Genomic DNA, 15,209 nt, shown 5'->3' with positions numbered 1-15,209 from the left:
ACTTTTTCCCACAGTGAGGGCACAGATACCACTTTTTTTCTGTGGGAATTGGTATTTTCAATTTCCCTTCCACTATGCAAAAACATCTCCTATGTCATAATCATCTATCTTGGAACATTTCTTTCGGATCGCGATTTCCTTTTTTATCTTTTTGATCCTCTTTCGTTCCTCTTTATCCTTAATCTCCGAAAGATCCACAGATCGGTAGATTATTCTTTGTTTTATTTCCGTATTTTCCGGGAGGCCATCGAATAAGATCCGAAATTTCCACCAGTGCATATAAGAAATTTTCTGCAGGTCGATTCCATAGCACTCCACAAAGGCAGAATAAATACAGCCAGCATCTTCCTGAAAAGAAAATACCGGCTGTCTATTCCTGTTATTTTGAGGTCTACCACTATCATTCGGATAAAGATCATCGGCGGAAAGGAAATCCCCCAAAGCCATTATTGCTTTCTCTAAATTTTCAGGAATATCCCTATACCATTGAAGCATTAATCCATATTTCACCTGCGCTGGTACGTCCTCATCTTCGATCAATTCTGAAAATCGGATCCATTCCCGAAAGTCCGTCTCGATCTCATGGTATTTTCCTTCAACCCAAACGCCTTCCGGAAACTTTTCATATAAAGAATTAAACATCTTTATCTCCTCTTTTCCTTGCTTTGGTTCCCTTTATAATACTGGCGCCTTTGGCTGCGGTTTCCATGATTTTTCACATAGTACTTCTTATAAGCTGAATCAATTCTCTCTGTTTCTGTATGTTCAAACTCTGTAATTGATTCTGCAGCGCGGATACAAAGTTCTAGGCTATGTTTCCCTTCAAAAATAGCTTCCCCTGATCCAGGTCCGAAAAGGACATCAAAAAAGATATAAAAGCATTCCGTCTGTGCTAAAACGATATCTGAAGTCTTGCCGACCTTCGGAACTTGGTTCATTGCCTCATTCATACTCTTTTTCGCATCTTCCAAATTTGCTAAAAAATCTGCATCTGTAAAATCTACTTCTCTTTCAAATTTTCCAAATTTCCATAGGCTCACTGGCTCACTACCTCCTTGGTTCTCATTACTGTTGATTTATCCACTTCTACTCCTGTGGAATCTCTCCCTCTGTAAACGTACAGGTCTGCCACTTATCCGTTGTAGTACAGTATCCTTTCGTAATCTCGGACGCTGCCGAAAACGATCCGCTATAGATCAGCGCGTCTGTACCGTCACCGGTCGTATCAGGAATCACACTGTATGTACGTTTTCTGGCAATCGCTCTTCCTTCGGCGTCCTCTGTGAAAATATCCACAGAAACAATATCAACCTGTGCATCTGTCCCCACAAGTTCATCATCCGTGATCGTAGCGATTTTTTCATGCACCGGTGTATTCGTGTGACGGTCAAATTCATAGTCAATGGCTGTAGCATATCCGACCACATCTGTACGCTCGGTTGCTTCATCAACATACTGACGATTATATTCTTTAGGCTCTTTCCCCTCTGACATGGATGTGAAGCCTGTCATGCGCGTATAGGTTGTTGATGCACCACTAGAATCTGACACGTTCATAAACGCCAGTCGCTTATGACGGCCGACTAATTCTTTCTTGGTTCCTTCTGGCATAATTTTCTACCTCCTTATTCATAAATCAATCTGCATATAATCTGATATCGTCCCAGGTCGGCTTCTGCTGCAAACAGATAGCCGCTCTGCAGGACATCTACTCTGATCGGCTGGTGCCCCTCTAATTCCGGGTAGATATCTTTCATGTTGTTTCCTTCAATCCACTCTTCAAAGAACTGATAGAATCCGCTGTTTGCAATACCGGTCCGCGCATCACCGTCATAGGCTTCTTTACTTGTCAGCGAAAACTGGAACTGCTTCAGGCAGGATCCATCTGTATACTTCTTATAAACTGGATCGGCGCCCACCGGATCAATGGAATAGGCCATTTCATCCGGCAGGTAATCAATGTTCACTTTTCCCTCTTTTAGAAAATCACAGGACAGGATATAATCCCGGATACTCTCTATAATCGGCTTATTGTCCGGCAATACGGTTCGCTCCTTTCATGATTACATCTTTCTTGCTGGCTTTCATTGTCTCAAACCATTTTGCTTTTTCCTTGTGCTCATAATACTGACGCCTTGCATAAGGAGCCAAATATTCGATACTTCCGCTGCCGATAACCGTACCAAGCGTTGCTGACTTGATCATAAATCCGGTAAGCCGAGGAGTAAGCGGATTCATATACCTTAAGCACTCGGAATCGACAAATTCCTGGGCGTTTGAAAATGACTGCTGCTTTTGTTTGGCAAATCCAGGCGCCCATTCTAACTTTGCTGTTACAGATCCGTTTTTATTTACAGATGTGTATACGGACCCCCTTGGAGTAGATATTTTAAACTGCTTCTTTTGTGTCATCTACTCGCCTCCTATCCTCCAATGGGGCAGACCCCCGAATCGGTTGTCAGACCAGGATGTGATCTTGCAGTATCTCTTTTTCGCTTCTTTTAACTCTGCCGGACGATCAATATCTATATCACATTCACCCAGCACTACAATATCATCGTTCTGCAGCGTCCATTTCCCAAGCACATCGCATCCTTTTGAAACCCATTCATCTTCGGATATATATGTATTCTGACATTCCGCATCCTCCGGAATACGGATTTTATACACATCTGCGCTGTTTACGCCATTATCTCCGACAGAAACCTTGTGATCCACATAAAAATGCACGCCCCGGATAAATGTTCGCTGCCACTTATCCAGACGTGCATCTTTATCGTAATAATGGTTGTACAAAGTGATGTCAGCATTGGTGATCATGACATCTCACCCCCGCATACAAAAGCCCTGTGTTTCCCAGATATACACGCACTACATCATACAGGAGACTGCTTAGAGATTTCGAGGTATCAAAAGATACGGAATATCCGTCATTGTTCTCTGACGTTTTCCTGTCTCTCTTTTCATCTGCAAGTAAGATTTCGGTCATCTCACACACTGCACACTTTGCATTGTTGCGCCAAGGCTCTCCTTCCCATTCGCCAGAACAGCGGCCAAACGTAAACGCATTCAAGCGCTGCTCCGCTTTCTGGGAAAGTCTACTCCAATCTGCTTCGGGAATCTTGCTGCCCCCATAAGTAGTTGTATAAAAGGAATATTCTACCTTCATAGAATCGCCTCCTATGCCATAATACCGGCAGTTTTAAGGTTTGTAATGATTACATTGATCGCTGCTTTGTTTGCATTAGCAAGTGTTACTGTACTTTGTGCCACAGTCTGATCGTAAGCTTCACCGGCAGCTGTAGCGTCAGCCGCAGATACTACATTTACTGCTGACGCCAGTTTTACACCGCCAAGGCTATCCGCTTTAGCAGCCGGTAATGTATACGGTGTTCCTGCACCTATCGCTTCCCTGGCCGCTTGCTGGTTGGCGGCTTTCATCAGTGATTTTCCCGTATCTGTAGCTCCACTTAGAGTGTCTACCGACACAGCTTCTCCGCCACCGCCTATCCCTGCTGAAATCGCTTCCCAATTATCTGCCATATACTGAATAGCGCCGGCAATCTGATCCGTGGTAATATCTTCCACGGATCCACTACCCTTCATTGCAATTGTCAGATTTTTAATAGCATCTACAATCTGCATATAACACACCTCCCATTATGATCCAGATTTCAGGATCGCAAACGGACATCTTTTGGCCTTGTCCGTCTTCAGAGCATTAATTGGATTAGGGATTTCCCATCCAAGTCTCATAACAGCCCTCAAAGCAACCATATCCTGCTGCATTAAGTTGTATGCAATTGTCCCATCAGTATTCTGGACAACGCCCTCGGTAAACAACTTAAATGTAATATCCTGTCTGATGGAATATACCAGCTGTGAAAAATCACCGGAAATCATCAATGCCTTAGACTTATCGAAAGCACCATTGTTCGGGAAATTCATTGTAGAGCCATCCAGGGAATACCTTGTTTCATTCTGCATATCTGACTTAAAAATCGGGTTCCCGGTACTGTCTTTTAATCCTCGGAGTTTTGCCCGCATAGTAATATCTGCCATATGTCCTGTTACAAAGAATCCAGACTCCTCTACTTTTGCGATTACACCATCCTCGCCCATAACTTTGTCATAAAGATCATCTGTTTCACCAAGTGTCACTACGCTGGTTGCTTTTGTGGCTGTCGTAACAATGCCATCTCGCCAAGAATCCGGTTTATTTACATCAAAGAGAATCGCGCCGTCAATGACTTTTCCAAACGCTTCCTCAACTCTTGGTCTGACTTCCGCCCAGATATCATACTCTGAATCGTCCAGGACAGCCTCTGGAATAGGCACAATAACCGCTATTTCCTCTGCTGTGATAATCTTTTTATCCCACGCGATTTTTGTAGTCTTTTTCTGACCGGTATCTCCATTCACGAAATATGCCAGCGGAAGCATGTCCAGAACCGGCATGCGATAAGTCCTGCTGGACATATTTGGAAGCTTACGTCCCTGTGAGAGTACAGCGGACTGCGTTACCACGCCCTGAATAATCTCTCTAGCCCTCTCTTCCGGGATCAGAGATTCCGCACCGGTACGATCGATGATCGAAGCATCTGTCTCGAACATTTTTAAATTCATTCTTCTTTTATTCATTTTATACCGTCCTTCCTGCCGCCCTTCTAATAGCGGCGTTAATACTATCATTCGGGTTCCCATCTCCACCGTTTCCGCTAGATTGTGCTCCGGTACTCACCCGGTAAGTACCTGCTCCACGTCCTACTCCGGTAAATCTGGGGTTTTCTTTTAGATATTTTTCTGCTGCTTTATTAAAGTCGGTCTTATCGTCGACCATCTTCTCTACTTTGAACATGACATAGTCCAGGTCTTCTGATCTCACGCCTTTTTCTGCAAGAATCTTCTCATTTTTCATCCTTGCATTTTCTTTCAAAGCTTCATCAAGATCATGCTGCATCTGTTCTGTGTTTGGCTGCCGTTTTGCTTTCTGCTCTTTAAAATCATGAATTGCCTGTGTCACTTCTTGTTCTGTCATTCCCTGGCTACGAAAATAATTTGCGAGTGCACTGCGCTCTGCTTTACTCGCCCTTGCAGATGCGATTTCCTCTGCCTGTTCAAACGTATATGTCCCGGATCTATGTGCCCCGGCAGCACTCCCGGCATTTCCGTTCTGGCCGCCGTCGCCAGCCCCGGTGCCTCCGACCTGCCCGCCTGCAGCCCCGCTTCCAGCACCATCTTCAAACATCTGTAATATCATTCTTCTTTTTTTCATCTTTCTTTTACCTCCGTTTTGCCTCGACAGGCTCCCGAGCTTTTTAAGCCTTCACGTTTTGGGCATATGAAAAAGCACCCTAACCGGGTGCTCCTCTACCGAAATTCTATACAGTTATATTCACGGTCGATATCGACCAAACCAAGAAACCATGCATCTACCAGCAGTTTCCCTCCGTCTGTCAAATCCTCCCATTCAATTACAGTCATTCCGCTTCCTGTGTCTGCCCTTATCCGATCGCCAGACAGATCAGTAAGCGCATTGATTAATGTACAAGTAAGAGCAGACACGGCTGAACATACACGATCAACTCCGCTCAAGTCCATGTGCCCTGCATGTCCGTACATCTCTATGCTGTTTTTCCTAACACTCACCTGGATCATTCCTTTATCACCTCCTAAAAAAGAGTATAAAAATACCACTCACTCCGAAGAATGAATGGTTTTAACAATTGTACTATTTACAGTTTCACAAAGCATTATGTGCAAAAGCTTTTTCTATTTCTTCTTTCTTCCAACCTTTTTCTAGCAAGATGTTTAATATCTCTTCAGGTTCGCATAAAATATCTTCTAATCGTCTTATTTCATCCAGTAAATGCATATTTCTGATAGCAACCTCAATTTCAGCATCAGAGCAGCCCTGACCTTCCATGCAATTGCGCAGATCTTCATCCTCAATTTCTTGTATTTTTTTGTCTATGTCTGGTGTAGCAGTCGAAAACATTGTCATTTCAATCCCTCCATGATCTCTTCCAATACTTCTCCGAATATTTTTGCCGCCTCTCTCGGTCTATTGCTTGTCATATATTCAGAAAAACATTCTGCAAAAAACTCTCGTTCATTTTTATAGGCGTATTCTGATATATGCTTTGTAATAAATTCTTTTCCGGAGAACTCTACAGCTTCATTAAGCTCTCGCCCCTTATAACCCATTTGTCGCCAATTTGTTCTCTCTGCTCTGATATAATCATAATACCCCAACCTTTGCAAAACTTCACGTTTGACAGCGGCACTAGTTCTAATGGTTCCATATCTACCAATTTGTCCTCCTAAAACCCCCTTTAACGTCAAGAAACCATCCAGTTGATGTCCTAACTCATGCACGATAATGCTATCTGCCGTGGTCCCTTTGGGATTCCATTCAAACTTAATTTGGCGCTCATACTCTTTTGTTAATTGCTTAAAATCGCAAAACCTTTTCGAAAGCTTCAGAACACCGCCAAGGGAGTCACTTGACGCAATAGCACCTAAATTCGGATCGTAAATTATTCTGCGTGTATGCCCTTTTAACTGTGGAAATTTATCAAATACTTTCTTTACACCATTGTACACTGACTTCTTTGATTTTTCATCTATTTCTCCAAAATCTATTTTATCTGTATCAATTCCCATTACCCTGGACAATTTGGACTTCTCAAACAAATTGTCTGTTGAAGACATTTTCGTAATCCTATTCATCTGCGCTTTATTTGGAGCAACTCTTCCCCGCATATCATAGTAAACACGCTCACGTTCCTGTTTGAGATTCATCTTCCGGCTGAATCTGGAATACTCATCCAACTGTCCTTGGTACTTTGCCCTTGCAAGCATGATCTCGCCCGGGTCAGCATCCCCAGCCTGCAAAAGCTGTACTTTCTCTCGCTGTGCCCGCATCGCTGTTTCCATCTGGCGCTGCCTCTGCTTTGCTTCGTACAAGGTATATTGTTTCCCGTTGAACTCTCTTGGAGTATTCTCCTCCAGGTTCTTAGCTTCCAACCATTCATCAGACCACTGACGTTCGGATATTCCGGGAAAGAAAGGATACCGCTCATGATAACAGTTAATGCCCTCCAGTCCAGTCACTGATCCAAGACCGCACACCGTCACAAGCTGTTCCCTACTCCACACTTTACCCTGCCATACCTGGTGCGTGGGACGTGCCCCGGAATGCCAAGCCACTTCAAAATATTCAGTCCCCATAGTTTCAGCATTAAAATCTGATATATGTCCAGTCAGCTGTGTTATCCCGGTCATGACTGCACGCCTTGCAGCTACATCCACCCGATTTGCATATCCAGAAGCATAATCAATCTGACGCAAGCCGCTGTTCGTAAGCTGCGTTACTACTCGCCGGAGTACGCTGTTATAATCAAATGCACCAGATACTATATCCAGGCAGGCGGCATCCAGATATCCCTGATAGACCTGCGCCAGCGGCGTCAGTACTCTTCGACCGTTACCATAGTCCAGATATAAGCCAAGAGACTGTGTGATGTTCTGAAGATCTGTGTTTGTCTGCTGGATCAGCGCATTGGTAAGCTGCTGAATCTGCCCATTTTCCTCAAAAGGTATGTACTGTGCATTGATCTGCTCATATATATCCTTGTTTCGGACATATTCCCAGTTGATGACCTTATCATACAATTCAAACACCTGCGGATATGATGCATCCAGTGCTTCTTTCAACATCTTCTCAATATCTTCAGAAGAATTTCCAAGGATCCGAAGCCTGTTGATCTGCCAGTCTGCTGTGCTAGGAATCTCTCCAGTCATCTTAATGCGACGAACGATGTCTTTCATGATCCGCATTTCCAGATCCGAAAACTGCCCTTCAATCTGCCGGGAAAGCTTTTCTTTATACTCCTGGTTCATGCGATCACTCCATTACCCGGTTCTGCTCCGGCAGTTTTGATTGAGCTTCTTTCAGCGTTTCGCCGTACCACTTGGCTCGATATTCAGCATGGCTCATCACTCCCATGCTGACATCCTGACGATCCTGCTGTCTTTCAGCCGTTTTATCTTCGATAATTGAATCATCAAAATTAATAACAATCTCTGTTTCAGGATTTGTTTTAACACCAAGGACACTTCCAAGGCGGGCAATAATCCGAATCAATTCATCCAATACATCTTCCAAAATCAGTTCATGTTTACTGATAGCCCGGTACATATCACTGTTTTCGGATATTACTTGTGTCGCTGTTTGGACACTTCCATTTTCAAATTTATAATGATTTTGTCCAAAGCCACATTTCATAGATAACATGTTTAGATTATCGTTAATTGCTTTTTCATGGGCCTCTGCACGGATTTCCATATCGACTGTTTCAATTGGTTTTCCGCCATCTTTCAAATAGCCTTCAGGCAGCTGATAAAACACAACATCATTTGGATCAAACACCGGATTCCCAAGGATATCTTCGCCCATCAATTCCGGCGCCGCAAATATTCTCTTCTTTCCAAGAAGAAATTCGTTAATATACGAATCGTATACCGTGTCAATCCCCCTTAGAACATCGATACTATTCGCAAAAATAGCAACTCCCATTGGATTGTCAATATCCGAATTATTTGCAATATTCAAGCGGTCAATCACAAATTGCCGTTCTGGTGATCCGGTATAAATTTTTTCCGACATTGTTTCAAATCCATGCAACTCACGCCAATTTTCTGTATGTATCTCCTTTCCTGCCCCCGCGGTGCATTCTACAACATGATTTTCTATCACATACATTCCATCTTCCAAAATATGAAGCTGTATGTGTGCATACTTCTCTGTCCCAATAACCTTCGGAAAAACAAAGGCGCACTCTGATATATACCCATTGCACCACGAAAGCGGATATATATTTGCTGCAGAAACATAATTAATTTTTACTTTTCCTGTATCTCCTGGAATAACAGCGCCGTTCTCACTCACCTCAATATCATCAAGATATGGCACATAGGCCACGGTTCCTGTATAGGCTTTTCTTTCCTGATAATCGTTCCCGATTACCCAGAAATTATTGTTATCCAGGACGTTCATGACAAATTCGTTCGTCTCTTTATCCTGAATGGTAATCTGTACCCGCTCATTCAGCAGCAGATCCGCAATATCTTCGGACAGTTTTTTTGCCATTCCAAGGCCAAGTCTCCGACATGAAATGTGTTCCTTGCCGTTGTACATCTTGTATCTATGGAATTTATTCACATCGCCGACGTACCAGCTTTTCCATGTGCGGATGAGGGAATAAAACGAAGCGTCCACCGTATCATACCCTGCTTTATTCAAATATTTCTTAATGTCCATCTCATACATCCCTTTCTCCTACCGGAAGAAAATATTTCAGTTTATCCCATAATCCCATTGTCAGATATCTCCAGGCATCACAACAATGATCGTCAATCTTTATAGGTTTTTCTTTTCCTGCCTCAATTGACTTGGGATCATATTCATACGTTCCTAACTCCCGGATCAGATTCTCTTGTCTTTCAGAAATCGTCATAATTTGGTATGTCAGACATTTCTGCACCCGCTGAATACCGACAGCCACATCATTATCCGCATCTTTTATCACAATCCCATAATTCCTTGTCTGCATGGCTAAGCGTTTAATTTCTTCAGCAAGCCCCTTTGCAGATGGGTCAATATATACATAAAAGGCACGGCAAGAATATATCTCATGCAATTCGTCCGCAAATTTTATCAGTTCCTTTGCATAATCAGACGGGCTTTTCTGCTTTCCAGAATCCCTTCCAGAGTGATAAAACTCACCAAGACCTTCCAATTTCCGCTTATTAATATTGATTCCCCCTGCTTGGTAGGTTGTTGCATTTTGCTGTCCATAATCCACGCCAATTCCAATCAGTTTATAATGCTCGGATTCCGGTTCATGCCGGTGATTATCGTTAAACATGTAGTAGATCAGATCATCAACACCTGTAGATTCTCCCAACCACACCCATCTATACATCTTTGTATCATGCTTCTCCATCTCCAAAGCTGTATTAATCAAATCTTGTCCAAGCCAGCTATCTGGAACATCCCGATAATCTGTGTGTATATGTATACAATCATCCCGTTGTTCCATCTTTTTACACCACACATTAATTGGGGCATTGGGATTCTTGGGAGGGTTATATAAATAAATCATTTGAAACCCTGAACTATTACCGCGGACGAACGTTGCCTCGATATTTGCCAACTCCTCCTCACCCTCGCCATCGTCGAAGAACTCTGTCAGCTCATCAACAATAACTAACTTGATCGGTTTGCTCTCATCGATGATACCTTTCGTATCATCCACTCCGTCTGATCCGGAAAAATACATTGTGGTCCCATATTTCTGATACGTAATCTCCATTGGTGAACGTGTAATATAAAATTTATTTTTAGGAATCTCCAAACGATTAATCCCTCGGAGCATTTCTTTATATACCGTTTTACGCAATTTATTATGATGCTTACGAAGCACTACAACAGAACCATAAGGATCCGATACGATTTGATAATCCCCTCGAATAGCCGCGAAGCTGGATTTCGTTCCGGCACGACCAGAAGTCAATATAATATGCTTATGCTGTCGGTCATTAAATAGAGGCAGATACTTCGGAATTATCAGTTCGGATATCCTCACTCTTTTCTTCTGGTGCGTCATTAATAATCTCAACTCCTCCATATTCCTTATTATTGTTTCCGTCTCGCTTGAGTTTTTCTGTATTGGCCTTAAGCTGCTCAATCCTTACCTTTTGTTCCTTCGTTGCCAGCTTCCAGTTCTTATGCAGTAGCTCTTCATACTGCCGGATCATGCTTGTCAACTCCCTTTGCGCCTTGGCCTGTGCCTGCAGGAAGGAAGCCTGCTTATCCCAGGCCTGCTGTACGTTGTAGGTATATCCAGTATCAAAACTACCTATCGTTTCTTTTGTCATGTCCTCCTGATCTTTGACATGCATTATCTGCTGTGCCCTCATGATCGCCGTGTATGCCAGTTTGATCTGGTCCCACAGCAGATCCAATGGATCTTCAGAATCTAGGGAAAAGAAAATCTCCCGGGTATCCTCTGGAAGATACCGGGAGAAGAGTCCGTGCTTCGTGGCGTTCTGGTTCCCTTTCGGAGCGCCATGCCCTACAGCGTTCTTATTGCCTTTGGGTGCGCCGGGTTTTCGTTTCGCAACGTTGCGATTATTCTTTTGCAACGTTGCAGTAGATTTCCCATCAAAGTTGTATCTGTTTTTCCAACTTCTTACAGTGCCCTCGGATACGTTTAGTTGACTTGCAATCTCAACTAACTTCATACCCTGCTTATACATTTCTTCGGCTTTGTAAGAATCTGGGCTTCTCTGCTTCGGCAATCACCTCACCTCTGTTTCCGAATTTTATGCATTAGAAAAGCACCCAGAAGGGTGCCTTCTTAAAATAGACTATACATTAAACGTGCGTTTGAACCTACTATCATTCCAATTATCGCACTTTATATGCGCTGAATGACACATAAGTTTCAACAAATCCATTAGTGCTTCATTCATTTTTTCCGAACGTTCTTTCGTATCTGCTATAAGAGCTTTGTCATAAAATTTGTCATATGCCTGCAATATACTTTCTTCGTCATTAAAAACAACGGGAATCCTGTTCATAGCCCTAACAAACCCATTCGCATTGACATCAATACCGCTACGAGTGGATGAATTTGTTAATTGATATTTATATCCAAAGATATCATCTACCAATTGTTGCTTCAACTTTATTTTTTCTGTTCTGTGGTTTATGAAAATAGTAATACATGTAGCTAATACTCCAGAAATAATTGCTCCGATCAAAGTTACTATTGCTTGTTGTACAGACATTTTTCCTCCCTCTCCTCACATTGGAACCCACTTCTATAATATTCCATATTCTGACAAATTTCAACAGAAAAGACGCCCTGCCGAAGCAAAGCGTCCTGTGAGGGGGTTACAAGAAAGGAACTACAAATGGATTATCCACTTCTTTCAGCTTATACTATAGCACTTTAAAACCGGACAATCCGGGACAATCCGGACAAATTTTAATTTTTTTGCATAAACCTCTGTACTTCTTTTCTGATAGTCTCTCCTCCACCTTTACATTTCATCAACGTAGCCACCTCTTCCCAAGTCAGCTCCTTAAAGAACTTATACCGGATAATCCGCTGCATCCGGAAGGGGATCTCCTGCATCCACTCTTCCACCTGCAGCTTTAATTCTTCCGCTTCCCTCTTCTGTGTCTCCAGGATCTGCCGCTCTCTAGCAAGCAATCCCGCTTCTGCCAAAGTCTCAATCGTGCCACCTAGGTTGAAAGACCGCTGCTCATAAGGGAAATCCGGGTTGCTTCCCTTTACTTTATCCTGTACGATCCGGCGTTTCTTTTCCAGTTTCTTGATTTCTTCCTCTGTCTCTTTGATAAACTCACAAGCGTCGATATAATCACTTAAAACCTTTTTGTCCACCGGCACCGCCTCCCCTCATGTTCTCATAACACTTCCGGCACATATCAAAATAATCCATTGGTTGTGTCCGGAACTTGTACACGTCCGTACGCTCATGCGCCCTCATATGTACTGCCTGGGAATAGTGGACCTCTTTCCCACAGGCTGCACAGTATATATGTCTCATGGCTTGACCTCCTCTTTGATGTTATATTTCTTCGCCATATATCCAGCCACATCATAACTGGTATAGGCTTTATGAATATATTTTCTCGCTGCTTCTCCAGCTTTAGGATTCTTCTGTTCCTTCCGGGTTCTTCCTCGCCTTCTCACTGCTGTATCACCCCTTTGTCCAGCACTATATAGATCGCTTTCCCGTCCCTGCCATCGTTCTGGATGTCTATGCTGCTGGAGTACATAGTCTGGTTCCCTTCCGGAGTCCGGATCATGACAAAACCATAACGGCAGGGTTCCGGGATTTGGATTTCAATCGGTTCCGGCGCCGGCTTTGTTTGTTCTGCAGCACAGCCGGCTAATGTTATGACGGTGAAGAGGACAAAGAAGATTCTAGTTAGTTTTTTCATTGCTGCCACCGCCTTTCAACCGCTCTGGACTATCAAAGATATTTCCGACTATCTCCTCTTCACCAGTCCATGCGTATCCTTTATCTAAACCAGATAAGTATACAGCTGGCATCCCACCAATAAATGTTCCGGCATATTCTTTCATCCAGATTACCTCATGCGGACATCCTTTAGTACATCTGATGATATCTCCAATAAATACCTTTTCTTCGTTCTTGTCTTTCAGTCCAGTGTACTGACAAATCGTATTCGGTATAACCTCTACAATATCAAAATCCTCGATCACTCCATTTCGTTCGTCAAATATGTAACCAATATATTTTTTATGTTCGTTCCTTTCATTTGTGATAAGGTTTCCTTCCACCCACTCTCCGTTATCTATCCGCTTCGCACGGAATAATATTTCTCTCATTGTGTCACACCTCTTTTTATTTCCCTATAAGATCTCATGTAATTTCTCATATACCATTTTTCACATTCTCGGCAATACGCATATCTCCGTTTTTTGTTTTTCATAAAACGGAACTCTTCTTCTCGCTTTGACATACCGCATATTGGGCATTTCCTTAAGATTAAACGCTCTCCTTGATTCATTCTTCCGCGTTCCTTTCCTGCTCTTCGTTCATCTTCTTTACAATATACCCACCGACAGATTAATTCTCGGTGTTACTCCTTTGCTAAAAGCCTATTTTAGACAATAAAAAACCAACCACCGAATATTGATGGTTGGTAGAAATCAGGAAAATCATTTCACTTTAACATCTTTATAAAACTTATTTTTAGTCCTGCACTTTGGGCAAATACATGAAACTTCAAATTTCACAGTTTCATCTTCGTTTCTTCCTACAGCAAAAGCATCTGCCATAACATCAGGTCGTTCATACACAGCAATTTGCCCTGGAAGAATATCCGGAACCTTTTCCCACGATATTGTTTCTCCGCACACAAAGCATTCATTTTCACCACTAAAACCTTTTCTCACAGAAATAATCCCCCTTTTTTGACTGATATAAAAATTATACTACTTCAACCATCAATATTCAATTGTCAAGGTACAACTGGCTCCTTTCTATTTCTGTATTTTTCTCACATATCCGGTTTACCATGTGCTTCCCCGGACGTCTACGAAATCGGTATGTCCGTTTATTTTCCCCCTTCAATCAGGGCTTTTGTCAGGTCATCTATCTGACCGCTGTAGTCGCGGCCTTTGAAGTTGTTAAAGCTACTTTTCTGCTTATTGTTTACAGCTTCCAACGGAAAAACCCCCTGCCAGCCGCGTTCAATGGACTGGTTGATGATATCTATCTGCTCATCCGTATCCTTACCGAGCTTTTTGAGCTTGGTTATCATCAGCTCAATCGCTCTGTCCGTCATAGGTTTCCGCATCTTTCTCCTGTGCTCAATAAAATCTAAAATCGCACCATCAAGGCGCACGTCGCCCGTGTAGGATTTGGATTCGGATTCGGATTTGGATTCGGATTGGATTAAGGCAGATTTTTTCGGCAACTCGCCGCATCTCGCCGCATCTTTCTGCAAATCACGTGTCATCTTAAGAATTTCATCAAACGTAAACTTCTTTTTTCTTGATTGATTGCATTTTGGGCATGTCAGTCTCAAGTTTTCCATTGTGGCTCTGCCCCCTTGTGAAACAGGTACAATGTGATCTATGTGAAACAATCCTGATCCCATTTTTACAACTGCATAGGCATTATCTGCTGCTGAAATATACCTTCCACATATCTGGCACTTAAATCCATCTCTTTCTATGATATCCATCTTCATTTTTATAGGCACAAACCTGCGAAGATACCAGTCATTTACATATGTATCATCTGGGTCTGGACACTTGTTCTTACTGTCTCTTATCCTCTGGTGTTCAGACCATTTTGGAAGACATCCGTAAATTTCTTTTCTCGCATAAGATGTATAAAACGCCACTTTTCCTACCCCGGATAGTTCAATTAATGCATCTTCAATATCTGATTCACTTACAATCTCTATCTCCCTTGGATAAAGTCTTGCACGCATGATTTGACAGTCTGCATTAAATCTTCCGTAGTCGTCGGCATAAGTTATAAGACGTTTATACAAATCTTCTGCAAAAAAGCTCACCTCGGATAGTCCCTTACTTTCATTTATTGAATCTTTTATGATCCTATTCGGCACA

Annotated in this window: 23 protein-coding genes; all 23 read right to left on the bottom strand. The window is 42.6% G+C overall.

Annotated elements, in window-relative coordinates; genetic code table 11:
* Positions 1 to 72: 72 nt before the first annotated feature.
* Positions 73 to 642, bottom strand: a complete 570-nt coding sequence (locus R2J37_RS05960; protein ID WP_316266612.1) for a Gp15 family bacteriophage protein — start codon at positions 640 to 642, stop codon at positions 73 to 75.
* A 2-nt stretch (positions 643 to 644) separates the two neighbouring features.
* Positions 645 to 1,040 (bottom strand): DUF6673 family protein, encoded by a 396-nt coding sequence (locus R2J37_RS05955; RefSeq protein WP_316266610.1) that lies wholly within the window; start codon positions 1,038 to 1,040, stop codon positions 645 to 647.
* A gap of 46 nt (positions 1,041 to 1,086) precedes the next feature.
* Positions 1,087 to 1,611, bottom strand: coding sequence for a hypothetical protein (locus R2J37_RS05950; RefSeq protein ID WP_316266608.1), 525 nt, complete (start codon positions 1,609 to 1,611; stop codon positions 1,087 to 1,089).
* A 14-nt stretch (positions 1,612 to 1,625) separates the two neighbouring features.
* Positions 1,626 to 2,042: a hypothetical protein gene (locus R2J37_RS05945; RefSeq protein WP_316266607.1), complete on the bottom strand. Its 417-nt coding sequence runs from the start codon at positions 2,040 to 2,042 to the stop codon at positions 1,626 to 1,628.
* Complete coding sequence (locus R2J37_RS05940) at positions 2,029 to 2,412, bottom strand: hypothetical protein (RefSeq protein ID WP_316266606.1); 384 nt, start codon at positions 2,410 to 2,412, stop codon at positions 2,029 to 2,031. Before R2J37_RS05940 ends, R2J37_RS05945 begins: the two co-directional genes overlap by 14 nt.
* Positions 2,413 to 2,820: a DUF6751 family protein gene (locus R2J37_RS05935; RefSeq protein WP_316266604.1), complete on the bottom strand. Its 408-nt coding sequence runs from the start codon at positions 2,818 to 2,820 to the stop codon at positions 2,413 to 2,415.
* The gene (locus R2J37_RS05930) at positions 2,804 to 3,169 is read right to left on the bottom strand and encodes a head-tail connector protein (protein ID WP_316266602.1); all 366 of its coding nucleotides are present in this window, start codon (positions 3,167 to 3,169) and stop codon (positions 2,804 to 2,806) included. Before R2J37_RS05930 ends, R2J37_RS05935 begins: the two co-directional genes overlap by 17 nt.
* Before the next feature lie 11 nt (positions 3,170 to 3,180).
* Positions 3,181 to 3,645 carry a head fiber protein gene (locus tag R2J37_RS05925; protein WP_316266600.1) on the bottom strand — a complete coding sequence of 155 codons (465 nt, stop codon included), beginning with the start codon at positions 3,643 to 3,645 and terminating at the stop codon, positions 3,181 to 3,183.
* A gap of 15 nt (positions 3,646 to 3,660) precedes the next feature.
* Positions 3,661 to 4,641 carry a phage major capsid protein gene (locus tag R2J37_RS05920; RefSeq protein ID WP_316266598.1) on the bottom strand — a complete coding sequence of 327 codons (981 nt, stop codon included), beginning with the start codon at positions 4,639 to 4,641 and terminating at the stop codon, positions 3,661 to 3,663.
* A 1-nt stretch (position 4,642) separates the two neighbouring features.
* Positions 4,643 to 5,275 carry a hypothetical protein gene (locus R2J37_RS05915; protein WP_316266596.1) on the bottom strand — a complete coding sequence of 211 codons (633 nt, stop codon included), beginning with the start codon at positions 5,273 to 5,275 and terminating at the stop codon, positions 4,643 to 4,645.
* 95 nt (positions 5,276 to 5,370) lie between these two features.
* Positions 5,371 to 5,658 (bottom strand): ribosomal-processing cysteine protease Prp, encoded by a 288-nt coding sequence (locus R2J37_RS05910; RefSeq protein ID WP_316266594.1) that lies wholly within the window; start codon positions 5,656 to 5,658, stop codon positions 5,371 to 5,373.
* A gap of 85 nt (positions 5,659 to 5,743) precedes the next feature.
* Positions 5,744 to 6,004 (bottom strand): hypothetical protein, encoded by a 261-nt coding sequence (locus R2J37_RS05905; protein ID WP_316266593.1) that lies wholly within the window; start codon positions 6,002 to 6,004, stop codon positions 5,744 to 5,746.
* A complete protein-coding gene (locus R2J37_RS05900; protein ID WP_316266591.1) occupies positions 6,001 to 7,905 on the bottom strand; it encodes a phage minor capsid protein in 1,905 nt (634 codons plus the stop codon). Before R2J37_RS05900 ends, R2J37_RS05905 begins: the two co-directional genes overlap by 4 nt.
* Positions 7,906 to 7,909: 4 nt before the next feature.
* Positions 7,910 to 9,334: a phage portal protein gene (locus R2J37_RS05895; RefSeq protein ID WP_316266589.1), complete on the bottom strand. Its 1,425-nt coding sequence runs from the start codon at positions 9,332 to 9,334 to the stop codon at positions 7,910 to 7,912.
* Positions 9,327 to 10,673, bottom strand: a complete 1,347-nt coding sequence (locus tag R2J37_RS05890; RefSeq protein ID WP_316266588.1) for a PBSX family phage terminase large subunit — start codon at positions 10,671 to 10,673, stop codon at positions 9,327 to 9,329. The genes R2J37_RS05895 and R2J37_RS05890 overlap by 8 nt, the downstream gene beginning before the upstream one ends.
* On the bottom strand, positions 10,606 to 11,310 hold the full coding sequence (gene terS / locus R2J37_RS05885) for a phage terminase small subunit (protein WP_316266587.1): 705 nt from the start codon (positions 11,308 to 11,310) through the stop codon (positions 10,606 to 10,608). Before terS ends, R2J37_RS05890 begins: the two co-directional genes overlap by 68 nt.
* 126 nt (positions 11,311 to 11,436) lie before the next feature.
* Complete coding sequence (locus R2J37_RS05880) at positions 11,437 to 11,859, bottom strand: DUF6680 family protein (RefSeq protein ID WP_316266585.1); 423 nt, start codon at positions 11,857 to 11,859, stop codon at positions 11,437 to 11,439.
* Positions 11,860 to 12,059: 200 nt separating this feature from the next.
* Positions 12,060 to 12,479, bottom strand: coding sequence for an RNA polymerase subunit sigma-70 (locus R2J37_RS05875; RefSeq protein ID WP_316266583.1), 420 nt, complete (start codon positions 12,477 to 12,479; stop codon positions 12,060 to 12,062).
* Entirely contained in the window at positions 12,457 to 12,645 is a 189-nt protein-coding gene (locus R2J37_RS05870; RefSeq protein ID WP_316266581.1) for a hypothetical protein, read from the bottom strand. Before R2J37_RS05870 ends, R2J37_RS05875 begins: the two co-directional genes overlap by 23 nt.
* 142 nt (positions 12,646 to 12,787) lie before the next feature.
* Positions 12,788 to 13,042, bottom strand: coding sequence for a hypothetical protein (locus R2J37_RS05865; protein ID WP_316266579.1), 255 nt, complete (start codon positions 13,040 to 13,042; stop codon positions 12,788 to 12,790).
* Positions 13,026 to 13,454: a YopX family protein gene (locus R2J37_RS05860; RefSeq protein ID WP_316266577.1), complete on the bottom strand. Its 429-nt coding sequence runs from the start codon at positions 13,452 to 13,454 to the stop codon at positions 13,026 to 13,028. The genes R2J37_RS05865 and R2J37_RS05860 overlap by 17 nt, the downstream gene beginning before the upstream one ends.
* A 333-nt stretch (positions 13,455 to 13,787) precedes the next feature.
* Complete coding sequence (locus R2J37_RS05855) at positions 13,788 to 14,024, bottom strand: hypothetical protein (protein ID WP_316266575.1); 237 nt, start codon at positions 14,022 to 14,024, stop codon at positions 13,788 to 13,790.
* A 161-nt stretch (positions 14,025 to 14,185) separates the two neighbouring features.
* Positions 14,186 to 15,208: an HNH endonuclease gene (locus tag R2J37_RS05850; protein ID WP_316266573.1), complete on the bottom strand. Its 1,023-nt coding sequence runs from the start codon at positions 15,206 to 15,208 to the stop codon at positions 14,186 to 14,188.
* Position 15,209: the final 1 nt, after the last annotated feature.

The sequence above is a fragment of the Claveliimonas bilis genome, from assembly GCF_030296775.1.
Taxonomy (GTDB): domain Bacteria; phylum Bacillota; class Clostridia; order Lachnospirales; family Lachnospiraceae; genus Claveliimonas; species Claveliimonas bilis.
Note: the sequence above shows the minus strand (reverse complement) of the source record. Positions and strands in the feature narration are given on the sequence as shown.

Coding starts and splice junctions, on each gene's coding strand:
- R2J37_RS05905 (WP_316266593.1), bottom strand. CDS start 6,004: ATGACAATGTTTTCGACTGCTACACCAGACATAGACAAAAAAATACAA.
- R2J37_RS05920 (WP_316266598.1), bottom strand. CDS start 4,641: ATGAATAAAAGAAGAATGAATTTAAAAATGTTCGAGACAGATGCTTCG.
- R2J37_RS05950 (WP_316266608.1), bottom strand. CDS start 1,611: ATGCCAGAAGGAACCAAGAAAGAATTAGTCGGCCGTCATAAGCGACTG.
- R2J37_RS05870 (WP_316266581.1), bottom strand. CDS start 12,645: ATGAGACATATATACTGTGCAGCCTGTGGGAAAGAGGTCCACTATTCC.
- R2J37_RS05865 (WP_316266579.1), bottom strand. CDS start 13,042: ATGAAAAAACTAACTAGAATCTTCTTTGTCCTCTTCACCGTCATAACA.
- terS (WP_316266587.1), bottom strand. CDS start 11,310: ATGAAGTTAGTTGAGATTGCAAGTCAACTAAACGTATCCGAGGGCACT.
- R2J37_RS05925 (WP_316266600.1), bottom strand. CDS start 3,645: ATGCAGATTGTAGATGCTATTAAAAATCTGACAATTGCAATGAAGGGT.
- R2J37_RS05900 (WP_316266591.1), bottom strand. CDS start 7,905: ATGAACCAGGAGTATAAAGAAAAGCTTTCCCGGCAGATTGAAGGGCAG.
- R2J37_RS05940 (WP_316266606.1), bottom strand. CDS start 2,412: ATGACACAAAAGAAGCAGTTTAAAATATCTACTCCAAGGGGGTCCGTA.
- R2J37_RS05930 (WP_316266602.1), bottom strand. CDS start 3,169: ATGAAGGTAGAATATTCCTTTTATACAACTACTTATGGGGGCAGCAAG.
- R2J37_RS05910 (WP_316266594.1), bottom strand. CDS start 5,658: ATGATCCAGGTGAGTGTTAGGAAAAACAGCATAGAGATGTACGGACAT.
- R2J37_RS05895 (WP_316266589.1), bottom strand. CDS start 9,334: ATGTATGAGATGGACATTAAGAAATATTTGAATAAAGCAGGGTATGAT.
- R2J37_RS05935 (WP_316266604.1), bottom strand. CDS start 2,820: ATGATCACCAATGCTGACATCACTTTGTACAACCATTATTACGATAAA.
- R2J37_RS05915 (WP_316266596.1), bottom strand. CDS start 5,275: ATGAAAAAAAGAAGAATGATATTACAGATGTTTGAAGATGGTGCTGGA.
- R2J37_RS05880 (WP_316266585.1), bottom strand. CDS start 11,859: ATGTCTGTACAACAAGCAATAGTAACTTTGATCGGAGCAATTATTTCT.
- R2J37_RS05960 (WP_316266612.1), bottom strand. CDS start 642: ATGTTTAATTCTTTATATGAAAAGTTTCCGGAAGGCGTTTGGGTTGAA.
- R2J37_RS05860 (WP_316266577.1), bottom strand. CDS start 13,454: ATGAGAGAAATATTATTCCGTGCGAAGCGGATAGATAACGGAGAGTGG.
- R2J37_RS05890 (WP_316266588.1), bottom strand. CDS start 10,673: ATGACGCACCAGAAGAAAAGAGTGAGGATATCCGAACTGATAATTCCG.